General features: G+C 70.5%; 20 protein-coding genes. 14 read left to right on the forward strand and 6 right to left on the reverse strand.

Going from position 1 to position 21,194, the window contains the following annotated elements; genetic code table 11:
* Nucleotides 1–34 precede the first annotated feature (34 nt).
* From FB563_RS20740 to FB563_RS20750, 3 genes are read right to left on the reverse strand one after another with little or no spacing between them, the layout of a single operon-like run.
* A complete protein-coding gene (locus tag FB563_RS20740; protein WP_055705376.1) occupies nt 35–1,219 on the reverse strand; it encodes an amidohydrolase family protein in 1,185 nt (394 codons plus the stop codon).
* A complete protein-coding gene (locus FB563_RS20745) occupies nt 1,213–2,355 on the reverse strand; it encodes an MAB_1171c family putative transporter (protein WP_055705377.1) in 1,143 nt (380 codons plus the stop codon). The genes FB563_RS20740 and FB563_RS20745 overlap by 7 nt, the downstream gene beginning before the upstream one ends.
* Nucleotides 2,355–2,909, reverse strand: coding sequence for an ImmA/IrrE family metallo-endopeptidase (locus tag FB563_RS20750; protein ID WP_234357668.1), 555 nt, complete (start codon nt 2,907–2,909; stop codon nt 2,355–2,357). The genes FB563_RS20745 and FB563_RS20750 overlap by 1 nt, the downstream gene beginning before the upstream one ends.
* 770 nt (nt 2,910–3,679) lie before the next feature.
* Between FB563_RS20750 and FB563_RS20755 the strand changes: the two genes are divergently transcribed.
* From FB563_RS20755 to FB563_RS20820, 14 genes are all read left to right on the forward strand, one after another.
* On the forward strand, nt 3,680–5,221 hold the full coding sequence (locus tag FB563_RS20755; protein ID WP_063797046.1) for a helix-turn-helix transcriptional regulator: 1,542 nt from the start codon (nt 3,680–3,682) through the stop codon (nt 5,219–5,221).
* Entirely contained in the window at nt 5,181–5,588 is a 408-nt protein-coding gene (locus FB563_RS20760; protein ID WP_055705378.1) for an acyl-CoA thioesterase, read from the forward strand. Before FB563_RS20755 ends, FB563_RS20760 begins: the two co-directional genes overlap by 41 nt.
* Before the next feature lie 209 nt (nt 5,589–5,797).
* The gene (locus tag FB563_RS20765) at nt 5,798–6,016 is read left to right on the forward strand and encodes a hypothetical protein (RefSeq protein WP_055705379.1); all 219 of its coding nucleotides are present in this window, start codon (nt 5,798–5,800) and stop codon (nt 6,014–6,016) included.
* A 119-nt stretch (nt 6,017–6,135) separates the two neighbouring features.
* On the forward strand, nt 6,136–7,308 hold the full coding sequence (locus FB563_RS20770) for a helix-turn-helix domain-containing protein (protein WP_234357669.1): 1,173 nt from the start codon (nt 6,136–6,138) through the stop codon (nt 7,306–7,308).
* Nucleotides 7,309–7,393: 85 nt separating this feature from the next.
* Nucleotides 7,394–8,635: a helix-turn-helix domain-containing protein gene (locus FB563_RS20775; RefSeq protein WP_055705381.1), complete on the forward strand. Its 1,242-nt coding sequence runs from the start codon at nt 7,394–7,396 to the stop codon at nt 8,633–8,635.
* Nucleotides 8,636–8,902: 267 nt separating this feature from the next.
* On the forward strand, nt 8,903–9,328 hold the full coding sequence (locus FB563_RS20780; RefSeq protein ID WP_055705382.1) for an ATP-binding protein: 426 nt from the start codon (nt 8,903–8,905) through the stop codon (nt 9,326–9,328).
* An 83-nt stretch (nt 9,329–9,411) separates the two neighbouring features.
* Nucleotides 9,412–10,476, forward strand: coding sequence for a hypothetical protein (locus FB563_RS20785; RefSeq protein ID WP_055705383.1), 1,065 nt, complete (start codon nt 9,412–9,414; stop codon nt 10,474–10,476).
* On the forward strand, nt 10,476–11,669 hold the full coding sequence (locus FB563_RS20790) for an enolase C-terminal domain-like protein (protein ID WP_055705384.1): 1,194 nt from the start codon (nt 10,476–10,478) through the stop codon (nt 11,667–11,669). The genes FB563_RS20785 and FB563_RS20790 overlap by 1 nt, the downstream gene beginning before the upstream one ends.
* Complete coding sequence (locus FB563_RS20795; protein WP_055705385.1) at nt 11,666–12,394, forward strand: HAD family hydrolase; 729 nt, start codon at nt 11,666–11,668, stop codon at nt 12,392–12,394. Before FB563_RS20790 ends, FB563_RS20795 begins: the two co-directional genes overlap by 4 nt.
* The gene (locus tag FB563_RS20800; protein WP_055705386.1) at nt 12,394–13,557 is read left to right on the forward strand and encodes a nucleotidyl cyclase domain-containing protein; all 1,164 of its coding nucleotides are present in this window, start codon (nt 12,394–12,396) and stop codon (nt 13,555–13,557) included. Before FB563_RS20795 ends, FB563_RS20800 begins: the two co-directional genes overlap by 1 nt.
* Nucleotides 13,558–13,560: 3 nt before the next feature.
* On the forward strand, nt 13,561–15,696 hold the full coding sequence (locus FB563_RS20805) for a phosphoketolase family protein (protein ID WP_055705387.1): 2,136 nt from the start codon (nt 13,561–13,563) through the stop codon (nt 15,694–15,696).
* On the forward strand, nt 15,693–16,562 hold the full coding sequence (locus FB563_RS20810) for a phytanoyl-CoA dioxygenase family protein (RefSeq protein WP_055705388.1): 870 nt from the start codon (nt 15,693–15,695) through the stop codon (nt 16,560–16,562). The genes FB563_RS20805 and FB563_RS20810 overlap by 4 nt, the downstream gene beginning before the upstream one ends.
* Before the next feature lie 38 nt (nt 16,563–16,600).
* Nucleotides 16,601–17,398 carry a class I SAM-dependent methyltransferase gene (locus FB563_RS20815; protein ID WP_055705389.1) on the forward strand — a complete coding sequence of 266 codons (798 nt, stop codon included), beginning with the start codon at nt 16,601–16,603 and terminating at the stop codon, nt 17,396–17,398.
* A gap of 140 nt (nt 17,399–17,538) precedes the next feature.
* A complete protein-coding gene (locus FB563_RS20820; RefSeq protein ID WP_055705390.1) occupies nt 17,539–18,339 on the forward strand; it encodes a phosphoheptose isomerase family protein in 801 nt (266 codons plus the stop codon).
* 130 nt (nt 18,340–18,469) lie between these two features.
* Here the strand turns inward: FB563_RS20820 and galE are convergent, their stop codons facing one another.
* The 3 genes from galE to FB563_RS20835 are packed head-to-tail and all read right to left on the reverse strand — an operon-like array spanning nt 18,470 to nt 21,167.
* Nucleotides 18,470–19,681, reverse strand: coding sequence for a UDP-glucose 4-epimerase GalE (galE, locus tag FB563_RS20825; protein ID WP_234357671.1), 1,212 nt, complete (start codon nt 19,679–19,681; stop codon nt 18,470–18,472).
* 44 nt (nt 19,682–19,725) lie between these two features.
* On the reverse strand, nt 19,726–20,451 hold the full coding sequence (locus tag FB563_RS20830) for a hypothetical protein (protein ID WP_055705391.1): 726 nt from the start codon (nt 20,449–20,451) through the stop codon (nt 19,726–19,728).
* Between the two features lie 29 nt (nt 20,452–20,480).
* Nucleotides 20,481–21,167, reverse strand: a complete 687-nt coding sequence (locus tag FB563_RS20835) for a pentapeptide repeat-containing protein (RefSeq protein ID WP_055705392.1) — start codon at nt 21,165–21,167, stop codon at nt 20,481–20,483.
* Nucleotides 21,168–21,194: the final 27 nt, after the last annotated feature.

The following is a 21,194-nucleotide window of genomic DNA, read 5'->3' on the forward strand; positions in this document are numbered from 1 at the left end:
CCGCCTGGTGCGATGGCCGCACGTCCCTAGGTGTTCAAGGGCGGCTGGGCTGGTACTGCCGGCCGTCGGCGAACACGGTGTTGACCGCGCGCAGCGCCTCCAGGTCCGCCAATGGGTCACCATCGACGACGAGCAGGTCCGCGCTGTACCCCGGGGCGATCTTGCCCGTCACGTCACCGAGGCCCAAAGCGTGCGCTGCCTCCACGGTGGCCATCTCGATGATCCGGTTGTTCGGCAGCCCGAGGTGCCGGTGGAAGCCGAGACTTGAGACCAGCCCGTCGAACCCGGCACGGCCCACTCCGGCGTCCGTACCGGCGATCAGCCGCACCCCCGATTCCGCGACCCGCCGGGCCATGGCGACCAGGGCCTCCGCACGCTCGGGGCCGAAGATTTTGGGCAGCATGGGCCACTGGGGGCTGACGGTGGGACAGACGAAGATGCCCTTGTCGACGATCTGGGCCAGCACCTCCTCGCGCACCTCGAACCCGTCGCGGGTCATCCACGTGCAGTGCTCGATGGTGTCCACGCCAGCGGTCACGGCGGCTGCGATGCCGTCGGCCCCGTGGCCATGCGCGGCAACGGGAAGCCCGGCGCGGTGAGCTTCCTGGACGACGATCGCGAGTTCTTCCGGGGTGAACTGGGACGCCCAGCTGGCCGGCCCGCCCTTGGTCAGGCCGCCGCCGGTCGCCATGACCTTGATGACCTTCGCGCCGGCTGCGATGTTGCGCTGGATGAGGTCGCGGATCTCCCGCTCCCCGTCGACTTCGCCGCCGAGGAACCAGCAGTGCCCGCCCTTGGTGGTCACGGGACGCCCCGCGCAGATCAGGCGCGGCCCCACGGCGGAACCGTGCGAGATGGCGCCGGCCAACTGCAGCGCGAGGCCGCCTCGGTCGCCCAGATCGCGTGCGGTGGTCACACCGGTGCTCAGCAGCTGCTCGGCCCGACGCTTCATCTCGCGCAGGAGAGCTTCGTCGTCCTGACCTTGCAGCGTGGCCACCGGGTCGGTCCCGCCGTCAAAGCACAGGTGGACATGGGCGTCGATCAGCCCGGGCAGCACCGTGGAGTGCGGGAAGGACAGCCGCGCCTCCCCAGGCGGCGCCTGGGGTTCGACATCCGCGCGCCGGCCTGCGGCGATGATCGTGCCACCCCGGAAGAGGACGGCGCCGTCTTCAACACACCCCGCGCTGTCGGTGAGGACTCGTCCAGCGGTGATCAGCACGATGCTTCCCTTTCGCTCCTGGCTTCGCTGCGCAACGCCTGCGACAGCGCGACCAACTGCTGTACATCGGTGGCCCGATCGCCGTTCTCCGGCACCGCGAGCGGGACAGCCCGGTCCGAGACCGGTGCGCCGTTCGCGAGGGCTGCAACGGTGGCCCGCAGATGCTGGGCCAGGACCTCGGGGCGGGCCAAGTCCACGACGGCGCCCTCGTGCCCGCCCTGGAGGCGCGTACTGATGTGCACCAGGCCGTCACGGCATTCCACCACGCGGCGGTGGTAGCGGCGATGAACGCCGCCGGCTCGCCAGCGGTCACGCCGCGTGCCGCCCGACAGTTTCAGGACGCTGTGGGGATACGCCTGCCGCAGCAGCCGCCACAGCGGCTCTAGCTGGCGGTAGATGCGGCGGTGCTCACGCCATACCCGCAAGGCCGTGAGCCGCGTTCGCACGCCCGCATAGGTGAAGCCGAAGGTAAGCAGCACGAGCGAAGCCATCAGCGCCAGCGCCACACCGACGGTCAGGGCCTTGGGTATGGCACCGCCCCGCCAGCGGATGATCACGAAGACCGCGTTCGCCGCGCACACGACGGCCATTCCGAGCAGCCCCGCAGCCGCTACCCACATGCCCGTGGACACCGGACGCTGGTACTCGCGCGCACGCTGCCGGGTCCAGTAGGAGGCTGCGGTCAGGGCGTAGAGCAAGTACAGGCCGGCCGTGAGGTAGAACGCGGCGACCTGGGGAACGGTCATGTCCGCCGTCCCTACGCTGCTGGTCAGAGCGGACCGGGGGGCGGTCAGGGCCGCGGCGCTGATCACGCCGACGACCACAGCCAGGGCCATGCCTTCGATCCGTGCTCGACGCCTGCCCGTGCGTTCGTCCGACACTGCGTACAGGTGGACACACATCACGAAGTACGCCGCCGCGAGAAGCAGCACGTTCTGCACCAGCTTGCCCCACCCCGGGTCCGCGACCGTCTCGAAGCCGGGCCCGACCGGCGCGGCGACGAGATAGGAACCAAAAGCACAGGCCAAGCACAAGCACGCGCTGCGCTGCGAAGGGTTGCGCGGGTCCTTCAGCAGCTGGAACACCCTCCAGGCGACGGCGGTGGCCAGGGCGGCGAAGACCAAGAGGACAGCCATCACAGCCACCCCACCGGGGCACCGAAGGTGTCGTGGAGGCGGCGCACCGACGCGTCCGTGGAAGTGCAGGATGTGACACGGTCCAGTGCCCAGGCCCAGCCCAAAATGACCGTCGCCACGAGCTCTGCCTCCTGCTCGCGTGCGTCGTCGTAGTTGCAGCGCCCCAGCGCTCGGCGTATGGCGCTGCGAGCAAGTCCGGCGACCACCGCATGCCACTCCTCCACGCGGTCCTCGCCCCGGTGGTCCGCGAGAATATGGCCGATCTCGTGCAGGATGATGTGTTCCTGGTGAAGCTTGGTCGTTTCCTGCTGGTAGATGATGAGGTCAGCCGCCGGGGTCTCAAGCCATAGACCCGATGGCCCAGGCTTCGGCAGGGGGTACGCCCGAAGCTCGATGGGGCGCCCGCGCTTCTCGCCGAGCGCCTTGCACAGGGCCTCCACGCTCAAGGGAGGCTGAACATCAAGATCACGCAGTACCTGCCGGATGCGACGCTCCAGATCGCTGTCGGCCGGACGCTTACGCCAGGCACGTCCCCGGCGTCGCACCGCAGCCACGGACCGTCCTGCGCCGGCACCCGTGCCTTCGCCGCAGTCGTCGGCCTCCGTCGCCTCCCGGACAAGGCCGTTCCAGGCGCCCGGAGCCCCGTTCCACCACATATCTGTTCCTCACGCTCATGGCCTCCCCCCACAGCCGATCTTGAGATGCACTGGGGCGGGAGGCATCAGTGCCCGATGGCTGCGCCCCCGTCGACAGGCGGCAGAAGAGTCCCGGTGATGTCAGGGATGGTCTTCACTCGACCCCGTGTGCTCCTGCCGCAACCGTTTGCCGAACCAGCCGGTAAGAGGATTTAAGCCAGGCGCCAAGAGAGCGTCAACGACGACTGTATGCCCGATTTTGCGCAGATATTTCACCGGGGGGATGGGCGTCCGTCGGCGTGCCGGTGAGTCCCTAAGTGCCTTGCTCGGTAAGCGGAATGAAGGAGTCCGGTGATTCGAGGAGAGGAGTCGCAACTCTGGTCTAGACCGGCCGGAGCGAGGGAGGGATGAATACCGGCAAAAATTTGCCGGTCCTGCGATCCACGTCGGGAGACGCGGTGGAGAAGTCCGTTTCGTGAGCGATATCCCCCATCCTCGCAGTGAAATGTTCAAGTCTGAACCGTGACATTCCGGGCGGTATGTGGCCCGTACCACAAGTGCACAAGATCGCCAAATCTTGCGTATTGTCTTGCGGGTGGCGCAGGGGGGCCAGCGGTCGGGCTGACCCCTCTTTTTTTCATGCCCGAAAACGGGTGTCTCCCCGGAGCAGGGACAGGACAGGAGGCTTGATGGTCGCGCAGCGGCGGGCCGGCAGCGGCAAGAGCTCTGCCGGGAACAGGGCTGCTCCCGAACGGCCTACCGGAGTCGCCGGTCAGTACATGGGGTTCGGCGCGCTGCTCAGGCAGTGGCGCGAACGCGCCGGCCTGACGCAGCGCCCCGTATGGCGGGCCCTGGGCATCTGCGAGCGCAAATACCGCAATATCGAAAAGGGAGCGACGCCGCGGTTCTCCCAGGCCCAGTGCGATGCTCTGGTGGAGCTGCTGAATCTGGACGCTGAGGAGCGCCACGCCCTGCTGCTCCACAATGTGGGCACCTACCTGCGGTCTGTCCCGGACGAGGGGCGTCCTGATGTGAACCCGGCGCTGAGGTTGCTCATCGACCGGCAGATGCCCAGCCCCACCTATCTGTCCGACCGCTACTGGAACATCCTCGCGTACAACGCGGCCATGGCCGAGCTGTGGCCGTGGGTGATGGAGCCCAAGGCCAACCTGATCCGCTGGGCCCTCACGACCGCCGAGGGGCGCGCCACGTACCACGACTGGCACAAGCACGCCACGGTGTTCATCCGCATGCTCCGGTTTGCACTCACCACCCACGGCGAGGACCCAGAGCTTCTGCAACTGATCGAGGACGTCAAAAAGAACCCCGAGATCCGGCAGATCTGGGACTCGGACGACGACCTGGTCGAGCACCGCGACGGCCACGTCTTCCTCGCCAGCGTGCCGACCCTTGGCTGGAAGACGATCGAAATCGTCAGCCACGTGGCCTACCCCGCGATCATGCCCGACTGCCGCTTCGTAGTCATGACCTGGGTCGAGGCGGAACCAGACAGCCAGCGAGACGCCCTGGGCGGCATCCGTAACGGCTGGCTGGACGAAACCCACAACACGCCGCGCGAGATCGACCGAGCCCAGGAGCGGATCGCGGAAGCAGAACGCCTCCGCGCTGAAGACGTCCACACCGCTCGAATCGTGGTGGAAAGCGCGGACAAGGCCGCGGCCACTGCCGGCAAGGGAGGCATCCTCCTGCCCGCCCTCAGCCGCCTCGTGGCACCCGACTGCCAGCTGACCCTCTCGCCGTCCAAGCGCACCGTGACCTGGGCAGTCGAAGAGGCCCCCGGACAGTGGGGCGTCAGCGAAGTGTCGCCCGCCACCGTGATCGCCCGCATCCCGCGAGGATCCCTGCCGGCCCAGGCTCGAGCCGAGCTGAAGCAATTGACCCGCCTCGCACTACCAGCTCCCCCCGACGCCGCCGCCTCCCGCATCGAGCAGCTCCTCGGCGCACTCGACGAAGAACAGCGACTGCTCCGCGAAATCCATAAAGACCTGTCTGGGCACGACCACATGCGCCCCGACTGCCAAGATGTGGCCAGCCTGGTCACCGAGCTGCGACCGGGCCCGGCGCTGCGCACTGCCAGGCCAAGGCGAAGCGGACGACGCGGCAGCGCCCTTCCCGCTGCTGCGGCCCCTGCGGACCTTCCCCCCCACCGCCTCGTAGAAAGCCCGATTTGTGCACAGCTACATCTACCCTTGCCCGCTGCGCTGGGCTGACGCAGACGCCAATGGGCACGTCAACAACGCCCTGTTCCTCCGGTTCATGGAGGAGGCGCGGACGCGCATGTTCCGGGAGGTGCTGGCCGACGATGAGGCCGGCCGCCGCCAGAACGCCTTCGTCGTGAGCCGCGCCAGCGTCGAGTACCGAGCCCCGCTGCATTACCGCGAAGACCCGGTCGACGTGCACGTCCGGGTTACCCACAGCCGGGCGGTCTCCTTCGAGTTGGCGTACGAGATCCGCGATGCCGACCAGCTGTATGCCGAGGGCACGACCGCCATCGCCGCCTTCAACCTCGACACCGGTCGCCCTCGCCGTCTCACCGAAGCCGAGCAGGCGTTCATCGCTCGCTACAACGACTCCTGAGGCCGGGGCCTCGCTCCCGGCCACGACGTCGTGGTTGAACGCGACCCGGTGGCTACCCCAGTGCCTGCGGACGTCCGCCTCGTTGTCGCAGAAGGCAGGCTAGTCCTTCGGTGAGGCCGTACAGGGGGCCAGCGGTCGGCCGGGCCGCTGCGAGAGCCGACGCGGCGCCGCGGACCCGCCGCCCGGAACCGGAGGAGCTTCGGGCGGAGGTGTCCCGGCTGAAGAAGGCGGAGCGTGAGCTTCGCAGCGAGCACGCCGCCGAGATCCGCGAACTCAAGGGCACTGTGGCCACCTACGCCGACCAGATCCAGGTCCTGGCCTTGCGCAACGCCGAGCTGGAGACCCAGAACGCCCGTCTCCTCGAACGGCTGCGGCAGTCCGGGGACAACGTCGCGGTCTTGCCGTCCCCGAGCCCTCCTTCGCCCTGACCGGGCGTGTCACCTGCCAGTTCGCGCGGCCTTTAGCAGTGTGACTAATGTGTCGCGCGCCAGGCATATGCGTCCTGCCAGGGGGAACACGATCCTCCCCCGAACGGGGTGCATGGACTTTGTCCTGGCAGAGCACGGTCCGGGCGAGTGGGTATGCGAGCTATCTGGTGATGCGCGAGCTGGACGAGACGGCCGCCAGCGGCCCGATTGGGGCCCGCCTGGCCGCCTGGCGCCGCCGCCGGGAACTGACCCGGGATGACCTTGCCTCCCGCACCGGCCTGGAGCTCGAGTACCTCGCCGGGCTGGAGACGGGGCGGGAGTGGGTGGACCGCCGCGGTCGGCTGGCGGCGCTAGCCGCCGCCTTGCGGCTTGATGTCGCGGACCTGACCGGGCAACCCTACCCGCCGCGTGGGGAGGAGCACGCGGCGGTGCGGGCGGTCGCCTTCCACCTGCGGCGCCGCATGGTCCGCCGACAACCGGATACGGCCCCCGGCGTGCTGCTGGAGGCGCTTGCGGATCGAATCCGGGCTGCCGCACGGGCCGATGCGGCGGGCGATGAGCACCATCTCGCGCTCGCATTGCCGGAGTTGATCGAGACGGCCGACCGCGCGATGGCCGCCGCTACGGGGCCTGGGCGGGACGAGGCGGTGCGGCTGCGCGTGGACGCGCATGTGCTGGCCGCCGGGCTGCTGCGACGACTGGGCTACAAGGACCTGGCGTGGATGCTGCTGCACAGGGCTCGTCCCGGCACGCGCGAGCCGCTGCCGGTGCTGGTCGAGGAGGTGCGGCTGCTGATCGACCTGGGCTTGCCGGAGTACGCGCTGGCCCGCGCCGACCGCGCCGAGGAGGCCGGCGCGGACTGGGAGCTGTCGGCGCTGGCCGCCGTCGCCCAGGCCATGGCCGGTCGCCGTCCGGAGGCCGAACGACTCCTTGCCACGGCCGCTGAACGGGCCGACGGCGCACGGGAGTCGGCCCTGGTGATCGCGTCCCGTGCCGCCGTCGCCGCCGAGGTGGGCGACTCGGCCGAGGCCGCCGACCACGTACGCGCGGCGGATCATGCCGCGCTCGACGGCGCCGACCGCTCGGGTCTGCTGGTGGTCGCCGCGGCGGCCGAGGCCCGCCAAGACCGCGCCGACGAGGCTGTCGCCCAGCTGGTCGAGGCAGACGCGACGGCACCGCTGCGGCTGCGGCTGGACCCGTTCGCTCGCGACCTGGTCGCCGCGCTCATCGGCCGCACCACCGCTCACACCACGGCGGTGCGGGATCTGGCCGAGCGGGCCGGGCTGTGGTGATGCCGCCCGCCTGGCGGGAAAGACCCCTGGGGGCGGCGGGCTCGCCCTACTCTACGGCTGGGGCTCGGAAGTTGAGGCGAGGGCGATGAACGAAGAGCAGGCCGTTAGGATCGGCGAGCGTCTGCGGTCGGCCCGCCGCCAGCGCGGGATGAGTCTGCGCAACCTCGCGGGCCTGGCCGGGGTGTCGGTCGGCTACCTGTCGATGGTGGAGAACGGTCAGCGGCTGCTGGACCGCTCCAGCCTCATCGCCTCCTTCGCCGAGGCATTGCAGATCGCCCCGGCCGAGCTGACGGGCCAGCCCTTCGCCCCGGTGGACCCGCACACCAGCGCGGCTCACGAGGCGATCCCCGCCCTGCGGTTGACGCTGATGGGCCTGACCATGGCCACCCCACCGGACCGCCGCCCACCGGAGGTTCCGGCGGCGGTGCTGACCGAACGGGTGGTGAAGGCCAACCGGCTCTACCACGGGGCCGAATACGGCACCCTCGCCGCTGGGCTGCCGACGCTGCTGGCCGACCTGCACGCAGCCGCCGAGGCCGCCGACGGCGCCGCCCGCCGCGCGCTGCTGAAACTGCTGGCGGACGCCTACCACCCCGCCTGCACCCTGCTGCTGAAGAACCTCGGCTACACCGACTTGGCGTTCATCGCGGTGACCCGTGCCGCCGAGGCGATCGCGGAGTTGGACGACCCGGTCTACTCCGCCCTGTCCGGCTTCTTCCACACCCATGTGCTGATGGCGGCCGGCAGCCCCACGCAAGCCCTGGCGCAGGCCACCGCCGCCGCCAATACCCTCGAAGCGCACCTGACGAGCCTCGATGCCCATGCGCTGCTCGGTGAACTCCACCTGATCTCCGCCACCTCGTTGACCCAGGACCGGCAGCGGCCCGGAAACACCCGCGCTGAGGATGTCCGCGGCCATCTGGCGGAAGCCGCCAAGCTGGCCGACCGCACCGGCGAGACGCGGGCCTGGCACCTGAACTTCGGCCCCACCAACGTCGGCATCCACAAGGTGAGCCTGAACACCGACCTCGGTCTGCACGGAGTGGCGGTCACCGCCGGGAACGGAGTCCATCCCGAGACGCTGGCGGACGCTCCGGGACGGCAGGCCGCCTTCCACGCCGACCTGGGCCGGTCGCTGGCCCATCTGCGAGGCCGGGAGGCCCAGGCGGTCGCGGCCCTGCTGACCGCCGAGGAGATCGCCCCGCAGCGCATCCACGCCAACGCACTGGTGCGGAACACCGTCGAGTTCCTCACCGACCGGCAGCTGCCCGCCCACGCAGCGCGGGACCTGCGGGGCCTGGCCCACCGTATCGGCTTGCCCCTCTGACCAGCGGCGTCTCTCTGATCCTGCTGGGCACTTAAGTCCGTACGCGGCTGGGGACGGGCGGTACGTGACTTCTGCGCGGATGCCGTACGCGGTTGAGCACGTTGGTGTGTACACAACTCCCGCACCCGAGCCGACGTTCCCGGTCGGCCGACCCTGACCGGGGCTCGGGATGGTGGGTTCACCGTCGTGAACACCACTGCGGGCTGGGGCACTTACCTTCGGTCACGATCCGGGCGGCTGCCGCTCGGAGAGAGGGTGAGACCCGCGATGTCCAGCACTGTGATGCGCCACGACTTCCAGGTGATCTCCGAGGCCGAGTACGTCCCGCTGGCCCGCCGTGAGACGGCCAAGGTCCTTGCCGGCTGGGGCATGTCCGAGGAGGTCGTGAGCACCGCCTGCCTGATCGTCAGCGAGCTGGTGACGAACGTGGTGCGGCACGCGGCCGTGCTCTCGCCCACGGCCGCGGTCACCCTCGCTGTCGAGGAGCAGGCCGCGCTGGTGCTGGTGGTCGCGGATGCCCACCCGCTCAAGCCGAAGCCGCTGCCCGCCGCCCACGACCTCGGTGGCCGCGGCCTGTTCCTGGTCGACGCCCTGGTGCGGGAAGTCCACGGCAGAGCCGAGGTCCTCCTGGAGACCGCCACGGGCGGCAAGCGGATCGTCATCCGTCTTCCCCTGGCTCCCGTTGCGGCCTGATCCATCCCACGGCACCCGCATCAGGCGGCGGCTACAGCGCCGTCGACGACCTGCACCTCCCACCACGAGAAAGAGGACAGCTGATGCTCGAATCGGTCCGCCACCTTGACCAGGTGGCCCGCGAGTGGAACGTCAACCCCGAGGACGTGCTGCTGATCGCGCTGAACGCCTCCGGCGCCCGGTCCCAGCTGACCAAGCCGCGCATGCGCTTCCGGCTGCGGCTGGACTCCCGCCCCGACACCCCGCTGTTCCTGATCCTCTCGCTGGGCCGTGAGGACTCCCCGTTCGAGCTGGACGAGTACGAGCTGCGGTTGAACGGCGAGAAGGTCGGCGAGGTCGACGGCATCGAGGACGACGACGCGGTGCTGGGCTACTGGCGCAACGGCACGAAGATGCTCACCCTCAACTCCAACGCCCGCAGCCAGTGCACCGGTTGCGTTTTCTGCCCCAACACCCTCGAAGACGCCTCCGACCCGAAGATCAAGGCCCTGGACCTGCCCGGCTACCTCGGCGCTCTCGCGGCGAACTCCGGCATGGAGGACCTGTCGGCGGTGGAGACGGTGACGGTCTGCACCAGCTGTTTCCTCTACGAGCACCTCGCGCTGGACCATCTCGCCGAGGTCCGCGCGGCGATGGGCCAGAACGGCTGCACCGGCACCCTGCACTTCCTGTCCTCGGTGCTGAGCAGCGATGAGGGCATGGATGCCGCCGCCGGTCTGGGCCCGTTCCACCTGACGCTGACCGCCGAGTGCTTCACCGAGCGGCGGCAGATCCTCAAGGAGTCCAAGGCCAAGCTCACCCCTGCCGAGATGACCGCCGCTCTGGGACGGGCGAAGCAGCGGGGCATCACCACCGACTTCACCTACATCGTCGGCCTGGACCCGATCGAGGACGCGATCGAGCACCTGAAGGGCTTCGTGCCGGTCACCACCGCCTTCCCCCGGTTCCAGACCTACCAGGCCCACAACGCGTTCATGGACGTCTACCGCACGCCGGGCTCGGACACGATCGAATGGCACCTGACCATGCGCCGGCATCTGGAGGAGCTCTTCGCGCCGACGGGCTTGCGTCCGCAGTGGTGGCAGAACTACCGCAGTCCGTGGTGCTTCACCTTCGCCGGGGAGGAACTGACGGGGGCGAAGATCTGATGACGCCCCTCACGGTTCGCGCACCCGCCCAAGCCGGGGTGGCCACGAAGACCGTGGTCCGCGCCGTCCGCGCCTGGCAGCTGCCCCCGCAGCCCGCCGGGCTGCCGTCCGACCTGCCCGAGCCGGTTGCCGCCGCGGCAGGTGAGCCACCGGCGGGCCCGGCCTGGGCCGAGCACCGCACCCGGTTCGCCATCGAGCTGGTCGGCGACGGAGTCTCCGGCTGGCATGCCCCGGTCGCCGAGACGGTCGCGCAGATCATCGCCGACGATCTGGCCGCTGGGCTGATCGGGCACGATGCCGCCGCACCCCGCCGCCTGGCCTACCGCAAGAAGACCGGGCGGCACCGCAACGGCGCACACGCCCGGCAGGCCGCCTCCGCGGTCGAACTGGCCTGCTGGGACCTGGCCTCTCGTGCCACCGGGCTGAGCGTGACCGGTCTGCTGGGCGGCACCGTCCGGCCCAAGGTCCCCGCCTACGCCTCGGCACTGGGCCTCGACCCGTCCCACGCCTCGGCCCCGGAGGCGGCGGCCTGGATCACCGCGGCGGGATTCTGGGGGCAGAAGTGGCCGCTGCCCAAACCGCTGATCCTGGCCGGACCGAGGGCGGTCGCGCAGACGCTCGGGCGGTTACGGGAAGCGGCGGGCGAGGGCCGGTTCATGATCGACGCCCTGGGCCGGTGCCGTCTGGACGAGGCGATGCAGCTGCTGCCCGTCCTGGCCGATCTGCAGGTCACCTTCGCCGAGGAACTCCTGCCGCCCGGCTCCTTCGGCTGGCACCGGCTGCGGGCGGCCGGAACCGGAGTTCCCCTGGCAGCGGGCGAACACGCCGTCGACGAGTTGGAGCAGACCCGGCTGCTGACCGGCGAGGCGGTGGATGTCTGGCAGGTCGATCCGGGCTGGTCGGGCGGGCTGGCCCGCTCGCTGCACACCACCGAGCTCGCCGCGGACCTGGGCATGGCGACCTTCCCGCACGGCGACCGGCTGCCCGCCGCCCTCGCCCTGGCCGGAGCCTGCTGCCGCGACAAGATCCCAGCTATCGAGTGGCACCTGACCCTGGAGCCGCTGCGGCAGCAGATCTACCTCACCCCCGTCCACGTCGAGGAGGGGATGCTGCCCGTCCGCACCGTCCCGGGCCTTGCCGAGGCCCCCACGCTGCCTGAGAAAGCGGCAGTGCTGGAGGTGACGGGCTCGTGACCGCCCAGCAGCGGTTGCGCCGCACCCTCTGGGAGGGGGTACGTGGCATCTGCTTCGACCTGGGCGGCACTCTGGTACGTCCCGAGGCCGAGCCGACCACCGGGCAGGTCGCCCAGTTGCTGGGCATCTCGCTGGAAGAGGCCCGCGCGGTGATGGAACAGGGAGCGAAACGCCGCCGGATCACTCCCGAGGACCTCGCCCGCGACCTGGCGGCAGCCTTCCGCCATCCTGCCCTGGTCGGCCCGCTCACCCACGTGCTGGAGCGGGCCCGGCAACGGGCCGCCGAGCCGGAGCTGTTCCCGGATGCCCAAGCGGCACTGAACTTGCTGCGCGAGCGGGGCTTCGCACTGTTCGCCCTGACCAACAGCCTCGGATCCTCCATCCCGGTCGAGCCGCCGCAGGCATTCAGGAACTTGCTGGATCGGGTGATCTATTCGGCCGAGACCGGCGCGGTCAAGCCCGAACGCGAAGCCTTCGCGGCCGTCGAACACGCCTCCGGGCTCGGCCCGGACCGTCTCCTGCACGTCGGGGACTCGCCCCGGGCGGATGTCGCCGGAGCCGCTGCGGCCGGCTGGCACACCGCCTGGCTGGACCGCCGCTTGGCCGGCGGCCCGCTGATGACATCCGCCCGCACCGTTCGCCTCCACACACTCACCACCCTTCCCCTGCTGCTGCCCGCCGGGCCCGCACCGGCCCCGGCGACGACCTCGGAGGCTTCCCGCTGATGGACCCGACCGGCAAGCACTGCCCGAAGGCGCCAGCCCACGATCCGCTCGTCAGCTCGGTGCCTCTGTTCGACCCCGCGCAGTTGCCGCTGCGTGACTGGTGCGCCGGCAGCCGCGAGGACGCGGTGACCGGCCTGGTCGCCTTCCCCGACTTCCACAGCCACATCCCCCGCGCGCTGGCGTCCGCCCTGACCAGCGGGGGATTGGTGGGGCTGGCGATCGGCGACGTCGACGGGCTCAAGGGCCACGTCGAGCAGGCCAACGCCACCGACCCCGGCTGCTACGGACACCTGGCCGGGAACAAGGTGATGGCCCGCCTCGGCGCCGTCACCCGCACCTGGTTCCACACCCAGCCCTGGAATGCGGGATGCGCGGCCACCTTCGGCGGGGACGAGGTCATCATCGCCGCAGCCCTGGACGACGCGAACGGCTTCCACCGGGCCGTGACTCAACTGCGGGACCGGCTCGCCGACGAGTTGCCGGTACGCGTCTCCTTCGCGCTGGCCTTCGCCTCTGCCGAGCACCTCCCGGCCGACCGCGGCGCCGGCGGCTGGAAGCACCACTTCACCGACCAGCTGTTGGCCGCGGTGGACCGCTGCCTGTTCACGCACAAGGCCACCCGCCGTGCCACCGGCGGTGAAGGCGGCATCATCGCCATCACCCAGCCCCCGCTGGCCGCCCACACCACCACGGCCCAGGACCACCGCACTCTGCTGCCGCTGCCCACCGGTGGCGAGACGCTGCACGTGCTCGCCTGCCCGGCCGGCACCGGAACACGCGGCATGCTGCTTCTGCCCTGCGCCGGACCGGCCGGGCTGCGCGGCAAACGGCTGCGGGTGACCTTCACCGACGGCACGGCCCGCACCGCCGTCGCCGTCTCCCTGCACGGTCAGGCCGCCGTCCCCCACGAAACCGCCGCGACCGACACGATCGAGGGACCAGGTATCCCGCTCACTCTCCAGCCCGTCCGCGAGAAGTCCGCCCGCGGCGTCCCCGACGACCTGGCCGCCGCCCTGGAGAAGGCCCAACTGGACTGGTCGGTACTGCCTGCCCACGAGCAGGCCCAGATGCTCCACCTGATCATCGAATCCGCCAGTGCCGACATCCGCACTGCCCGCATTACCGCCGTCATCGACGCCGTCGCCACCCGCACCCGGAGCTGACCCATGGCCCTGACCACCGAACGCGTCGCCGACCCGGCCCCGCCCGGCTTCCCCGACTGGAGCTACGCGGCACGGCAGGCTGCCGAGGCCGTGCCCGACCAGGCCATCGACGCCTTCTGGCGGGCGTTGAACCACCTGTCCGCCGCCCAGCTCTACCTCACGGACAACGCCCGCCTCGCCCGCCCGCTCCGGCCCGCGGACGTCAAGGAGACTCCCCGCGGGCACTGGGGAGTCTGCCCGCCGGTCAACTACATGCTCGCCCACCTCGGGCCGCTGACCGCCTGGCGGCCCGCCGGGTCCGAACTGCTGGTGCTGCACGGCGCCGGGCACGCCGGGCCCTCGGCGCTCGCCCATGCCTACCTGGGCGGCAGCCTGCACCTGACCGGGAACGGGCCGGGCTGCTCGATGCCCGAACTGCGTGCCCTGATCACCGGCTTCCCGCACGCGGAGCGGTTCGGCGGGGAGATCACCCCGCTCATTCCCGGTGTCCGGCACACCGGCGGACAGCTCGGCCCCGCCCTCGCCATCGCCCAGGGCATGGTGCTGGACGCCCCGCACCGTCTGGTCGTCCCGCTGATCGGGGACGGCGAGCTGGAGACCGGGGCGACTGCGGCGGCTTGGCTCGCCCGCCGAGCCCTGCACGGAGAGCACGGGGCGGTGCTGCCGGTGGTGCTGGCCAACGGGCTGAAGATGGGCGGCCCCTCCCTGCTGGCCGGCATGAACCAGGACGAGGTACGCGCGTATTTCACCGGCCTCGGCTACGAGCCGCTGATCCACGACGGCGCCGACCTGCCCGGCTTCCGCCAGGTGCTGGCCGACGCCCTCACCCGGCTGAGGCCGCTCGGCGAGCCCGCCCGGCAGCCGGTGATCGTGCTGACCCTGCCCAAGGGCCACACCGGGCCAGAACGGGTGGCCGACCGGCAGATCGCGGGCACCCCGGCCGTCCACAAGACCCCACTGAAAAGCCCCCGCCACAACGACGCGGAGTTCGCCGCGCTGGCGGCCTGGCTCGCCTCCTACCGGCCCGCCGAGCTGTTCACCACCCAAGGACGACCGACCGACCTGGTGCGCCAGGCCCTGCCCGGTCCCACCACCGAACCGGGGACAGCACGGCCGTCGGCCCCGCTCGCCTCCCGGCGGCTCCAGTCCTGGCCCGACGTGTCCGCGGTCGTCCGCGAACGCGCGGCCAGCGGGGCGTTTCGCCTGTTCAGCCCGGACGAGATCGCCTCCAACCGGCTGGCGGTGACGACGGACGATGCGCTGCCGCCCTGGGCGACCGAGATCCTGAACGAGGAGATCTGCCACGGCTGGCTGCAGGGCTACACCGAGACCGGCCGGGACGCGCTGCTGGCCACCTACGAAGCCTTCGCCCCGGTCAACACCAGCCTGCTCATCCAGCACCTCAAGCACCGGCGCCTGCGCTACCTCACCGGCCAGGGCGGACTGCCCTCGGTCAACTACCTGATCACCTCGCTGGGCTGGCGCAACACCTACACCCACCAAAATCCCGGCCTCGTCTCCTCAATGCTGGAGACCGAGGACGGATTCGTGCACGTCTACACCCCGGCGGACGCTACGCGGGCCGCCGCCGTCCTCGCGGCGATGCTGGCCGGGCACGACCGCGTCAACTTCCTGATCACCGACAAGCACCCCGGCCCCGCCTTCCCGCCAGACCCGTTCCGCGACGAGCTCACCGACGGCGCCGCCATCTGGCCCCACCTGAGCCACCACGGCCGCCCGCACCTCGTCCTCGCCTCGGCCGGGGACATCCCGGCCCGCGAGCTGTCCGTCGCCGCCACGCGGCTGCGCCGGTCGCATCCCGAGATCAAGATCCGCTATCTGCATGTCAACGATCTCGCGGTCCTCGGTCCGGCCCCGAACTGGCCCTACGCTCTGGATGAGAGGACCTTCACCCGTCTGTTCGGCACCGACACCCCCGTTCTGATGGCCGTTTCCACCCACCCCGCTCCCGTCCGCGCGCTGCTGGCCGCCCGCGGCGAGACCAGCCGGTTCCACGTCGTTGGCTACCGGGAGCCCAGCCGCCCCACCACCCCCGAGGGCTTGCTGGAGTACTGCGGCCTCTCGGCAGCCGCCCTCTCCGCCCAAGCCGCCCTCATGATCAAGGAGCACAGCGGATGACGACCCTCGATATGGCGTTTCCGCCCGACCCGAAGGTCCTGGACGCCTTCGAACGTGACGGCTTCGTCGTGCTGCGCGATGTGATCACGCCCGAGTGGCGCGAGCAGGCCGCGGCGGCGGCGATGCGGCTGCTGGCCAGCGACCGCACCCTCGGACGGGACCGCAGCGTCGACGGCAAGGACGGCTTCCGCGGCATCGTCGCCATGGACGACACCTTCCTGCCGCTGGTCACCAACCCGAAGGTGCTGCCCACCCTCGTCGCGCTGCTGAGCGCGAACCTGCACCTGATGTCCAGCAACCTGATCTACATGCCGTCCATCCCGGCCGGTGGCACGCGCACCATCCGCGTCCCCGAGCGGCACGGCTGGCACCGCGACATGAGCTCTGCCGCGCGCGACCTCGGCACCGCTGCTGTCCCACGCATGTCGATCAAGGCCGCCTACTTCCTCAGCGACCTCGCCCCCGACGCCGGCGTCACCATGGTCCTCCCCGGCAGCCACACGGACACCGGCCCCGTGACCGTCCCGGCCGGAGCCATCGACCCGCCCGGCGCGATCACCCCAGACGTAGGCCCCTGCGATGCGTTCCTGTTCGAGAACCGCACCTGGCACGCGGGCGGCCTGAACACCTCCGGCCACCCGCGGCTGGCAGTGATGATGCAGTACGGCTACCGCTGGCTCGCCCCCGTCGACGACCCCGCCCCTCAGCTACTGGATCGCAAGGACCTGACCGACATCGAGCAGCAGCTGCTCGGCCGCCCCGACCGCAACCCGGACGGCTCCGTTGCTCACGAAGGCGCCGGAGCAGCGCCCCTGCGCGCCTGGTGGCAGCACCTGAACCCGGACCCGGCTCGTTCTTCGGGATGACACCGCACACGGCCAACTGAACGCGAAAGACTGACGAGATGACCTACACGCCCGACGAGCTGTTCGCCTCCACCGCCCCTTACTACGCCCGCTACCGGCCCGGCTACGACCAGGCTTTCTACGACATGCTGGCCGCGCGCTTCGCCCTGGACGGCACACAGCGCGTCCTGGACCTCGGCACCGGCACCGGCGTGCTCGCCCTGCCCCTCGCCAAGCTCGTCGGCCACGTCACCGCCGTCGACCCCGAGCCCGGCATGCTCGACGAGGGCCGCAAACTCGCCGCCGAGCAAGACATCACCAACATCGACTGGCGCCAAGGCGACTCCACCACCCTGCCCGGCATGGGACTGGAACCGGTACTGCTGACCGTGATGGGGGCCGCCTTCCATTGGATGGACCGCGACCAGACCCTTCGCGACCTCGACCAGCTCGTCGAGCCGAACGGGGCCGTCGTCCTAGCCTCCGGCGGCGCCCCCGGCGACCTGGAGCCCGCGCCTTGGCTCCAGGTCATCGCCGACGTCCGCACCCGCTACCTCGGCCCCGAGCGACGGGCCGGGTCGGGAACCTATTCCCACCCCAGGGAACGCCACCAGGACGTGCTGGCCCGCTCCCCGTTCTCCAACGTCGAAACCGCCCGCTGGGACCGCACCGTCACCCGCACCCTGGACGAGGTCATCGGCCTGCAGTTCTCCTACAGCTACTCCAGCCCCGCCCAACTCGGCGACGATAAGGACGCCTTCGAACGCGACCTGCGCCAGGCCCTCACCGAGTTCAACCCCGACGGCCTCTTCGACGAAGTCGTACGCACCGAGGCCATCGTCGCCACCCGCCCCTGACGACCCGGGCGTTGCTGCCTGGTTCACGACCGCATTACGCGGCCAGGCAGTAGGGACGTCTTGAGACACTCTCGCGCTGCGCGCAGCGGGACGAGTACCGCACGGCCTTCGCGCGGTCGCTCGCCAGGGGCATCGGCCGGGTGGAACTGGTCGTCGTCGCCAGCGTCAGCGGCCGGTCGGCGAACATCGTTGAGGCCGCCCGGCTCTGCGCCGAACACCGCGTGCCGGTGCTGGCGCTGGTGGGCCGCGATGGCACCCAGATGGAGCCGGCCGGCGGCATGGTCTGGGCGACCGGAACCACGGACCAGCAGATCAGCGAGGACACCATGCTGACCGCGCTGACCCTGGCCGCCGCCACCGCGCTCGGCCGCGGCACGGAGCCGCTGCCGGCCCGGGCAGAGCGGCACCTGTACGCCCTGGCCGCGGTGGACACCGAACTGCTGGGGGCCTTCCTGCGGGAGGCGACCGAGGCCGTCGCGGACGCGCCGCTCGGCGTCGACGGGGTACAGCCGTCGCTCGTCGTCTGCGATCCGTCGCTGGCCGACATGAGCGCAATCCTCAATGACCACCCCGACCCCGCCCACTGCGTCCGACACCAGCTCAGCGGTGCCGACCCCGAGGACGTGGTCTTCCTCCTGGCCTACGACTCGGCCGGCAGGACGACCCGCGAGGCCGTCAACGCCGCCACCGCGGCAGGCACCCGGCCGTTCCTCTTGCACCGGGACGGCCCCTGGCACTCCGGCGCCGGGGCGCGTGGCTTCCGGCTGCCGCGCGTCGACGGCTTCGTCCTCGCGGCCCTGGTGCAGTCGGTCGCCCATCTGCTCTGCCGGACCACCCGCGCTGCCCTCACCGCGGACCAGGCCGCCGCCCTGTCGCCCGCCGACCTCATGGTCCGGGACCTGGGGCCGCTCCGCGAACTCTCCGACACCCCGTCCCTCTGAGCGAAAGGACCGACCATGTCCGCACGCGAGATCCACACCGAGATCATCCGCCCTGCCCGCAGCGAGATCGCCGCCCTGTCGCGCATCCCGGTCGCTCGGACCCGGGAGGAGTGAGGACGGGAAGGGCGACTCAGTCATTTAGCAGCTCGTCGCGCACCGGAATCCAGTCAAGGGCGGAGCGGATGCCGTCTTCCAGGGACAGCTTCGGCGTCCACCCCAGCAACTCGGCCGCCCGGTCGCTCTTGGTGTAGCCGCCGGCCACGTCACCGGGCCGCGGCTCGGCATCGACGGTGGCCAGAGGCGTGCTGACGACGTTGTTGAACGCGGCGCACAACTCCCGGACCGTGGTGCCAGAGCCGGTGCCCAGGTTGATCGCGATCGAGCGCTTCGATCCCGTGAGGATGGAGTCGAAGCGCTCGATGGCCGCGATGTGGGCCGCGGCGAGGTCCCAGACGTGCACATAGTCCCGGATACCGCTGCCGTCGCGCGTCGGGTAGTTCGTACCTGTGATCGAGAACGGACGGCCTTCCTGATGTGCCTGGATGAGCACGCCCAGGGCATGACTGGGCCGCTTGAGCTGGAGCCCGGTACGCAACTTCGGGTCGGCGCCGATGGGGTTGAAGTACCGCAGCGACAGCATGCGTGGCCCGGCCACGGCGATGTCGGCGAACATGGCCTCGCACACGGCCTTCGTCCGCGCATACGGGCTTTTCGGCGCCAGAGGCGAGTCCTCGTTGACGGGCGAGCCGTCCTCGGCCTGATAGATGGAGGCCGAGCTGCTGAAGATGATGCGGTCGCAGCCGTTGAGGTGCAGGTGGCGGACGAAGGCCAGGCTCTTGGCCACGTTCGCCTCGTAGTAGCCGATCGGATCCGCGACGGACTCAGGCACCACGATCAGCGCCGCACAGTGCACCACGGCAGAGATGTCCGGGTGCTCCGTGAAGATCCGGTCGACCAGCGCGCCGTCCGCGATGTCGCCCTCGTAGAACGTGCGGCCCTCGGTGAACTCGCGGCGGCCCCGAACGAGGTTGTCGAGGATCACGGGGGTGATGCCCGCGTCCAGGCAGGCCGAGGCGACCGTGCTGCCGATGTAACCGGCACCCCCGGCGATAAGGACCTTCACCACGATGCTTCTCTCCCGGCCTCGTTCCAGCCCCAGTAGACGACCGGCAGCAAGGCTAGCGAAGAAATCAGGCGAGGCAGCGGCTGGTCCGCCACTCTGGGTGGGGAGCGGCTCCGGGCCCGAAGTGCCGAGACGCTCGCCTTCCCATCGAACCCACATGCCGACTGTGGGCCAGGCGATGGCGGGGTCGAGCGCGAGGTGTGGCGCCCTCGCGGCCAAGCTCGGGTCTCCCGGTCCTTGTACTCGGTCTCGCGGCTGATCGGTCATGACGCGTTCGGTGGCTGGCCGAGCCAGAAGGCGGCGACGGAGGGCTGGTCGATTCCGGCGGTCGAGCCGTCGTGAGCGAGGAACTCGGTCGGAGCTATGTAGCCGTCGCCCGGATCGAGGCGGATGCGCAGGCAGCGCAGCGGGTGTCCTTCGGCGACGTATCGGCGGATGTCCTCGGTGTGGGGGTGGTGCCGTTCCGGGGTGGTGTGGAGCGTGCGGCAGATCCGCTGGATGTCGTGGTCGCCGATGAGGAGGTAGCGCGGGCCGGGGCCGAGGTTGAGGCAGAGTCGGCGGCGGCCCTGGTGGCGTCTGGGGTACGGCAGCCGGTCGAAGTTGTCGACGTGCAGGCCGATGCGTCGGCCGGTGGTGGCGTCCTCTGTGGTGGTGGTCCAGTTTCCGGGGCTGGACGCGCACCCGAGGAGGGTGGTGGGCCAGCGGCCGTTGAGGGGGTCGAGGCGGGCGGCGGTTTCGAGCCGGCCGGACAGGTCGTCCGGGTCGAGCGGTGGCAGCGGTCGGCGTACGAGCTCGATGCGGATGTTGTCCGGCGTGGAGTCGTCGGCCTGGTGCCGCTCGGCCTCCTCGGCGGTGAGGGGCACCCAGTCGTCGCAGGGGACGATGGCGCCGTGATCGTAGCCGGTCTCGTTGCCGGTCTGCCGGACCGGTGCGGTGTCGCACCGGCCGCGTATGTCGTCGTACGTGTCGAATACGAGTCGCGGGCCCATGGCCGTGCCTCCCGAGGGCAGGTGCGGGGCTACTTGTCGTCGAGGTCTTCACCGAAGGTGACGTCCAGCTCGGCGGCGAGGGCCTCGGCTAGCTGGAGTGTCTGGGCATGGTCGATGACGACCTGCTTGAGCGAGGCCAGGCCGCGAAGCTGGGAGAGGTCGTTACCCCGGAGGTCCAGGCCGCGGTACTTCCCGCCGTCGAACTCGGTCAGCCGTAGATCGCAGTCATCGATCAGGGCGGCGCCGAGGTCAGCGGCGGCGAAGGTGGTCTCACGCAGCGAACACTTGGCGAAGATCACGGGGCCGGCGGCCCGAACGCGGGTGAGGGTGCTGTAGTTGATCTTGCAGTTCTCGAACAGGACGTTGTCGAGCGTCACGTCTTCGAGTGCGGCACCCATGAGCTTGCAGTCACGGAAGACGGCTCGGGAGACCTTGCTGTCGGTCCACTGCAGGGAGGACAGGTCGCATCCGGTGAACTCCACGGAGTCGACGCGGAGCTTCTCCAGGCGGGTGCGCTGGGCCTTGAGGCCGGTGATCCGCCCGTCCATCAGGTGGGCGTCGGCCAGGTCGAGGTCCCGCAGGTCGGCGTCGGCGTAGTGGAACTCCGCCACCCGGCCACGGCCGCCCTCCAGTGAGGTGACATTGGAGAGGTAGAGGCCCGGCTCGTTCAGGGCAGGAAGCGTGACGCTCGTACGGCGGATCGTGCGGGTGTCCATCAACAGCCTTTCAGCGCGGTGGCTCGG

Source organism: Streptomyces puniciscabiei (genome assembly GCF_006715785.1).
GTDB classification, from domain to species: domain Bacteria; phylum Actinomycetota; class Actinomycetes; order Streptomycetales; family Streptomycetaceae; genus Streptomyces; species Streptomyces puniciscabiei.

Bases quoted from the DNA above. Each gene is read 5' to 3' on its own strand.
- FB563_RS20835 (WP_055705392.1), bottom strand. From the start codon at position 21,167: ATGGACACCCGCACGATCCGCCGTACGAGCGTCACGCTTCCTGCCCTG.
- FB563_RS20755 (WP_063797046.1), top strand. From the start codon at position 3,680: ATGGTCGCGCAGCGGCGGGCCGGCAGCGGCAAGAGCTCTGCCGGGAAC.
- FB563_RS20780 (WP_055705382.1), top strand. From the start codon at position 8,903: ATGTCCAGCACTGTGATGCGCCACGACTTCCAGGTGATCTCCGAGGCC.
- FB563_RS20775 (WP_055705381.1), top strand. From the start codon at position 7,394: ATGAACGAAGAGCAGGCCGTTAGGATCGGCGAGCGTCTGCGGTCGGCC.
- FB563_RS20815 (WP_055705389.1), top strand. From the start codon at position 16,601: ATGACCTACACGCCCGACGAGCTGTTCGCCTCCACCGCCCCTTACTAC.
- FB563_RS20790 (WP_055705384.1), top strand. From the start codon at position 10,476: ATGACGCCCCTCACGGTTCGCGCACCCGCCCAAGCCGGGGTGGCCACG.
- FB563_RS20785 (WP_055705383.1), top strand. From the start codon at position 9,412: ATGCTCGAATCGGTCCGCCACCTTGACCAGGTGGCCCGCGAGTGGAAC.
- FB563_RS20830 (WP_055705391.1), bottom strand. From the start codon at position 20,451: ATGGGCCCGCGACTCGTATTCGACACGTACGACGACATACGCGGCCGG.
- FB563_RS20810 (WP_055705388.1), top strand. From the start codon at position 15,693: ATGACGACCCTCGATATGGCGTTTCCGCCCGACCCGAAGGTCCTGGAC.
- FB563_RS20805 (WP_055705387.1), top strand. From the start codon at position 13,561: ATGGCCCTGACCACCGAACGCGTCGCCGACCCGGCCCCGCCCGGCTTC.
- FB563_RS20800 (WP_055705386.1), top strand. From the start codon at position 12,394: ATGGACCCGACCGGCAAGCACTGCCCGAAGGCGCCAGCCCACGATCCG.
- FB563_RS20745 (WP_055705377.1), bottom strand. From the start codon at position 2,355: ATGGCTGTCCTCTTGGTCTTCGCCGCCCTGGCCACCGCCGTCGCCTGG.